Origin of the sequence: Pseudoalteromonas sp. S1612 (genome assembly GCF_005887175.1) — a bacterium.
Taxonomy (GTDB): Bacteria; Pseudomonadota; Gammaproteobacteria; order Enterobacterales; family Alteromonadaceae; genus Pseudoalteromonas; species Pseudoalteromonas undina.
Genome location: NZ_PNDH01000044.1, coordinates 68,501 through 75,054 on the forward strand (window position 1 = coordinate 68,501; position 6,554 = coordinate 75,054).

3 protein-coding genes are annotated in these 6,554 nt (G+C 37.0%); all 3 read left to right on the forward strand.

Annotated features, from left to right (window positions below; genetic code table 11):
• Positions 1–412: 412 nt before the first annotated feature.
• The 3 genes from CWB78_RS15230 (at position 413) to CWB78_RS15240 (ending at position 6,191) form a co-directional block, all read left to right on the forward strand.
• Complete coding sequence (locus CWB78_RS15230; RefSeq protein ID WP_010388797.1) at positions 413–1,651, forward strand: AAA family ATPase; 1,239 nt, start codon at positions 413–415, stop codon at positions 1,649–1,651.
• Between the two features lie 15 nt (positions 1,652–1,666).
• A complete protein-coding gene (locus CWB78_RS15235; RefSeq protein ID WP_138596334.1) occupies positions 1,667–2,629 on the forward strand; it encodes a transcriptional regulator in 963 nt (320 codons plus the stop codon).
• A 415-nt stretch (positions 2,630–3,044) separates the two neighbouring features.
• Positions 3,045–6,191, forward strand: coding sequence for a DEAD/DEAH box helicase (locus CWB78_RS15240; RefSeq protein WP_138596336.1), 3,147 nt, complete (start codon positions 3,045–3,047; stop codon positions 6,189–6,191).
• Positions 6,192–6,554 lie beyond the last annotated feature (363 nt).

Consider the following 6,554-nt stretch of genomic DNA (forward strand, 5'->3'; position numbering starts at 1 on the left):
CCTGATGGTGGGTGCATAACTTTATAATTTACTTAGTAAAAATATGATCTACAGCACCTATTTTGTGAGTAACTCAGTGCTTAACCTGTGCGTAACTAAGCTGCTAAATATTTGCTTAGTAAAAAGGTGATCTGCTAGTAGATAAGGATCTGATCTTAACCACGTACAATGCTGATCCAGTTTTTTTAACATTATTTATATAAATCATAATGTTATATGTATATTTTAAGGCCTTAGCCTTTAATACCTTATATATTTAACCATACTTAAACTTCTTTATTTATACTAAGCAATATTAAAGGCGTAAAATTATTTTATATGTCATGTATTTAAAATGCATGTCGCCTTAAATAGTTGTTTACAGCTAATTGAATGGACATTATACTAAACGCCTAACTTTGAGGAATAAAGTATGTCTATCAATAATAATGCGCTAGATACCTACCGACTTTTGAAAGCAACCGCAGAAGTTGCTGAAAAATCACTAGAAGGACGTATTCAACATTACCGCGCCCATCTTAAGTCTGAAGAAAAAGAATTAAGAACCTACACCCAAAAAGCCGCTGCTGATTTACTTGGTTGTAATAATCGTACCTTAAAAAGACGCCATGACAATGGTGATTTTGACGATTTGAACATAAAACGCGGTGCAAACGGTCATTACGCTTATACGTTGGTTAATATTTTTGCCATGGCCGATATAATGGATATAAAACCCGATCATCGTGCACCAACAGACAAACTCCAAGTTATTGTTATTAATTCACTAAAAGGTGGTTGTGGTAAAACAACGAGCATGGTTAATATTGCTGCAGCACTTGCCACTACTAACATCAAGCGTTACCGAATTGGTATTATCGATTTAGATCCGCAGGGGTCATCATCTAGCTTTTTCCCATCTTCTGAGCCCGATCCAATTACTGTTGGTGATTTAATGCGTGACTGCATTGATCTTGAAGAAGGTGAAACCTGGCCTGAATTTGTTTCAAACTCTTTTTTACCAACTCATATTCCTAATATTCGTGTTTTACCCTCAGGTATGGATGATTTTTATTTTGAACACGAAACTGCAACGTTGCTTAAAGACACCTCAAACTATGAGCAAACTCGCCATTACCATAAGCTGTTAGAACGTGTTATCGAGCCAGTAAAAGATGAATTTGATATTTTACTAATTGATACAGCGCCTACCCTTAACTTTATGTTTTATAATGCATTAATGGCTTCTACAGCGATGCTTATACCGGTTCATCCTGAAGCGGTAGACTTTGATGCTAATAATAAATATTTAAAACGTTTAGGTGAGATTTATCATACCGTTGCAGCTCTTGGTCACGATGGTTGGGACTTTATGCAATTTTTGGTTACCAATTATGTAAAAGGTAATCACTCACAACGTGACATAGTTAAAGACGTAAGAAGCGCCTTTGGTCGCCAAGTCATGAGCTACCCTATTAATCACAGCTCAGCAATTACTGCGAGTTCATCCTCGTTTAATACTATTTTTGATCAAAAAGCGTCTGACAGTTTAGCGAGTAGAGAATCGTTAATGCGCGCACAAGAAAATATCAAAGATGTTGTTGACGAACTCGAAATGCTAATTCGTTCAAATTGGCAATCTACACAATCAAAATTAAATACGCCTAAGTAAGGATGTTGACTAAAAATGGCTAAAAAACGTAAAAATGACACCCGCTTAGATCCCTTTGCAACCGCTGTTGGCAGTAGCAGTTTAGACGCTCTTTTAGAGCAAGCTAATGCAGGCGATGTTATTCGTATGCCTGCGCCAAGCGATCCTAATCGCGAAATCACCTTGGTTTGTAAAGTGATTGCTCATAACGAGATTGAAAAATCGACTCAGGTTTATGGTAAAAATCGCCGTGTACAAGCGCTTTTAAACGAAAAGTCGGTATCTGATATACTTCCTGCAATTAAAGAAGATGGACGTAATCAGCACCCCGCCCTGCTTTGGGATCAAGGTGATATGAGTCTTGTTCTTGCAGGCTCAAGACGTCGCAAAGCCTGTATTTTGGCTGGTGCAGATTATCTTGTTTTGAGTTCAAGTGATTTTAATGAGCAAGATGCCAAAGTGTTAGCAGTTTCTTCGGATCAATACATTGCTCCAAGTCTTTGGGAGTTAGGTCAAGCGTATCAGCAAACTCGAAACGAACTCATTCAACAAGGCAAAAAAGGATCGTACCGCGAGATTGCCGTTATTGAAGGGGTATCGCATACCGCCATTGCGGATGCTATTAAAGCGTATGAGCAAATATCTGCCGATGTTATAGCTCTTTACCCAACAGCTAATCATGTTGGTAGAGAAGTCGCTAAAAAGCTGATTAACGCAAAGGAGCGAGACGGGGTTGCATTTAACGAGTTAGTTGTAGCACTTGCAAGCAATGATGAAGTTAAGGCCTTAGAAGCCGACGACAAGCGCGCTATGCTGATCACTAAACTATTAACCGCAGAGCCTAAAACAGCATTAAAGCGTGAGGCTGTGCTTGAAAACGACTTTATTAGTGTGCAACGTAACCTTAAAAGTGGTGACGTTTCAATAAAAATTAATAATAAAGTGATGACAGACAAGCGCTTAGAACAACTGACTAAACTATTAAGTGCTTTTAATTAGTTAGTAATATCGTGATCTGTAAAGGGGGGGAGGTTAGTTAAATAGTGATCTAGCCCTCTTAATTAGTTAGTAAAAATCTGATCTTCCGTGGTGATAAAAAGCAAAAAAAGCCCGATAAACTACTAAGGATCGTATTTTTACTAACTAAACCTGCTCTATTTGATTAAATTGCTACCTTGTTAGTAAAAACCTGATCTACTCCTAGCAAAACCTCCCTGTTAAGTTAATTTATTGTTTTTATTTTGTAATTTAAACGCCTTTTTTTAGTGAGTAAAATTAAACAATCCTTATAAACCAATTTTTTACTAACCAATCAGATCCAACCAGTTTATTTTAAAAATAATATTGCTTTAGCTCAGCGTTGATAAGGCATATACTGGAAAAATTGTTTTTAAATTTTAATACTTTGAGTGACATGTCTGCTAACTTATCAAAAAATGATTTAATGGCTATTTTTGAAGAAATTAAAAATGAGCAGGCTACCCAGTTTCCTCTTTCTGAGCGATTCATAAAAAAATTGTTTAAACCCGCGGTGTTAGCAAAAGGTAAGTCGTATTATAAAAACGGCCAAATAAGTTGGTTAGAACATAATGCTGATTTTTCTGTTGTTGATTCTACTGTGCAAGGCGATAAGGGCATTGCGTTTAACCAACGAATTGAGATCAGTAAATTACCAACTGGCTATTCAGTCGACACTCACTGTACTTGTAATGTTAAAACTAAATGCCGCCATTTGGCTGCAATTTTGTTAAAACTTAAAATTGAACACTCAGGTGAATACGGCGAAGACTATTTTATTAATGACTGGTTTAGCGAACTCAGCTCGCTTAAAAACACCGATCAAGCTCATCCATCACAAGTGTTACTGTTTGTATTAGATATTGAAAACGATAAAGTATTTTTAACGCCTAAAATTGCCAACTACGATAAAAATAATAATTATGCATTAGGTCGTAATTTAACTGAGCAACAGCTTAATAGTTTTGTAACTCCTAGCGACCTGCTAGAAAGTGATTTTAGATTATATAGCTGGATCCGCTCGCAAAATGCGGTCGGTAATATTGAACTTAAAGGTCAATGGGGCTTTAACGCGCTGCAGCAATTACTAGCTACAGAACGATTATTTTTACAACGCTCTCGAGTACCTATAAAAGCGCAACCTGGCTTACCCCTAAACTTTGTTTGGGAAAAACAAAAAGAAGTCACCCAGTTAAAAATTCACCTAGATAAAATTCCTAATTGGGCATTAATTAAAACTACGCCGCCCATCTACTTAGATTTAGATAAATATAAGCTAGGCCGCATTCGCACGCCGCTCAGTGCTGACGAGATTGCTCATTTACAAACAATACCTGCACTTCACGATACAAACTTTGATCGAATTTATAAGCAGCTTGCTGATAATTTTGGTGCCGGTGTTATTCCTCATCCTACTAATGCACCAAGCATGCCTGTTAAGTCGTTGAGTAATGCCGTACTTAAAGTCAGCATGTCGGGCTCAGTAATGGCTATTTCGTTATCGTTTAAGTATAAAAATAAAAACTACTTAGCAGGTACTGCGCCTGAAAAACTAATAAATAGTGCATTTGAAAACACCGTTACCAACGAGCTGGTCAACTTAGGCTTTGATTTTTGTAAAGGGGGTTTACACAGCGAGTTTATTTTTAGTCAGGAATCGGCTATTCACTTACACTGGTTAGCGCATGAGGTGTTACCAAGCTTTAAGCAACGTGGCTGGCAAGTATCAATGAGCAAAATAAATATTGCCGATACTAAAAACCAAATTTCCTTGCATGTAAACAGAGCTGCAGGGCATCAAATGCATTGCAAAGTTGTGCTTAACGATACCAAAGTGGCCACTTTATTTAATGTAAATAATAAACTGTTTGAATCGTTAAATCGTCAAAGCGAATTGTTTTATTACTATCCCGTTGGCCGTCAATTTGGAGTTATAGATAAGGCTGCGTTTAATTTATTAATTGAGTTTAAATTGCGATTTGAGTTTATTAAAACGCGCGACGAATTTAATATTCCACTTTCATACTTACCTGAGTTAGTTAAGCACACAGCCATTAATGTTGAGCTACATGATCCGTCATTAGAGCGCTACCTTGATGAGCTAAGCAATGACGCGCTGTTATCGCCCAATATCGCCATTCATGGCTTACACGATTCTGTGGTGCTTAGAGAATACCAACAAGAAGGCGTAGCTTGGCTTAACTTTTTAAAGCGTAATCAGCTAGGTGGTATTTTAGCGGACGATATGGGCTTGGGTAAAACTTTGCAGGTGATTGCTTATTTAGCCAGTTCTTATAATACTCCGCAGGCTGGCCCTACGCTTATTGTTTGCCCAACAAGCTTAGTGAGTAATTGGCAAAACGAAATTAACAAGTTTGCTAAAAACTTAAAAGTGACCACTATTTTTGGTGCACACCGTAATGATGCGTTGAAACACTTGGCACAAGCACAGTGTATATTAACCACCTATCCGTTATTAAAACGTGACATTGCTTATTATTCGCCACTGTATTTTGAAAACATTATTCTTGATGAAGCGCAGTATATTAAAAATGATACGGCACAGGTATCGCGGTTAGTTAAACGTTTGAATGCCGATTTTAAGCTTTGCTTAAGTGGTACCCCAATTGAGAACAATTTATTTGAATTAAAGTCGTTACTCGATTTTGCTATGCCTTCGCTATTAGGTTCCCAGGCGCACTTTAAGCAGCACTTTCAAGGTCCTATTGAGCGCGAAAGTAACATTGAGCGTGCAGAGCAGTTAAAAGCGTTAATTATGCCGTTTATTTTGCGCCGGACTAAAGCCCAAGTAGCTCAAGAACTGCCGCAAAAAACGGAGCTTGTTAAAGAGTTTGAGTTTGAGCCTAAACAAAAAGACATGTACCAAGGCATAACACATGCGCTTGAAGAAAAACTCATTGATTTATTTGCCGAGCAAGGCGTGCAAAAAAGTAAACTCGCTTTTCTAGAGGCACTATTAAAACTTCGCCAAATTTGTTGTCATCCTAAACTTATTGAGCCAGAAACCGACGCTGCTAGTGCTAAGTTAGAATGGTTATCAAGCCATTTACCTTTAATGCTCAGCCTTGGCCGTAAGGTGATTATATTCAGCCAGTTTACCTCTGCACTTGATTTAATTGCCGAGCGTTTGAATATACTTAACATTAAATTTAGCATGTTAACTGGGCAAACGCGCCATCGCGATAAAGTGATAGACGAATTCACCAGTGGCACTACTTCGGTATTTTTAATTAGCCTAAAAGCAGGTGGCACAGGGCTTAATTTAACCCAAGCCGATACCGTTATTCATTTTGATCCTTGGTGGAATCCAGCTGTTGAAAAGCAAGCGACCGATCGTGCTTATCGTATTGGCCAAACTAATCCGGTATTTGTGTATAAATTGATTATGGCTAACTCTATTGAACAAAAGGTGTTTCAAATGCAGCAAGATAAACAAGCTCTAGTTGATGCATTATTTACTGAAAAATCAATGAGTTTTACCCAGTTTGATGAACAACAAATGTTGTCTTTAATTAAAAGTTAAAAATTAACAATAATTTTTTGAACTTATTTGAATTGTGGGCGTCTATTAATACAGCTTGGTTAAATTGCAGTTTCTCCAAGTTTTCATGTTGATATCCCATATAGTAGTTACTAGACATAGTAATGATTAAGCCAGCCAGTTCAGCGCTGGCTTTTTTTTTGCCTGAATATTTTAAACTATTTTATTTTAAAATATTTTTGAACTAATCAATAATAGCTGGGTCTATTAATATGCTTGTAGTTGATATGTTGTTATACAAGTTTCATGTTGATTTCCCTGTTTGATTACTAATTTAGTAATATTGAGCCAGCTTTAATAGCTGGCTTTTTTTATGCTCTAAATTCAACTTTTTTAAAAAAATCT

Coding starts and splice junctions, on each gene's coding strand:
- CWB78_RS15230 (WP_010388797.1), top strand. CDS start 413: ATGTCTATCAATAATAATGCGCTAGATACCTACCGACTTTTGAAAGCA.
- CWB78_RS15235 (WP_138596334.1), top strand. CDS start 1,667: ATGGCTAAAAAACGTAAAAATGACACCCGCTTAGATCCCTTTGCAACC.
- CWB78_RS15240 (WP_138596336.1), top strand. CDS start 3,045: ATGTCTGCTAACTTATCAAAAAATGATTTAATGGCTATTTTTGAAGAA.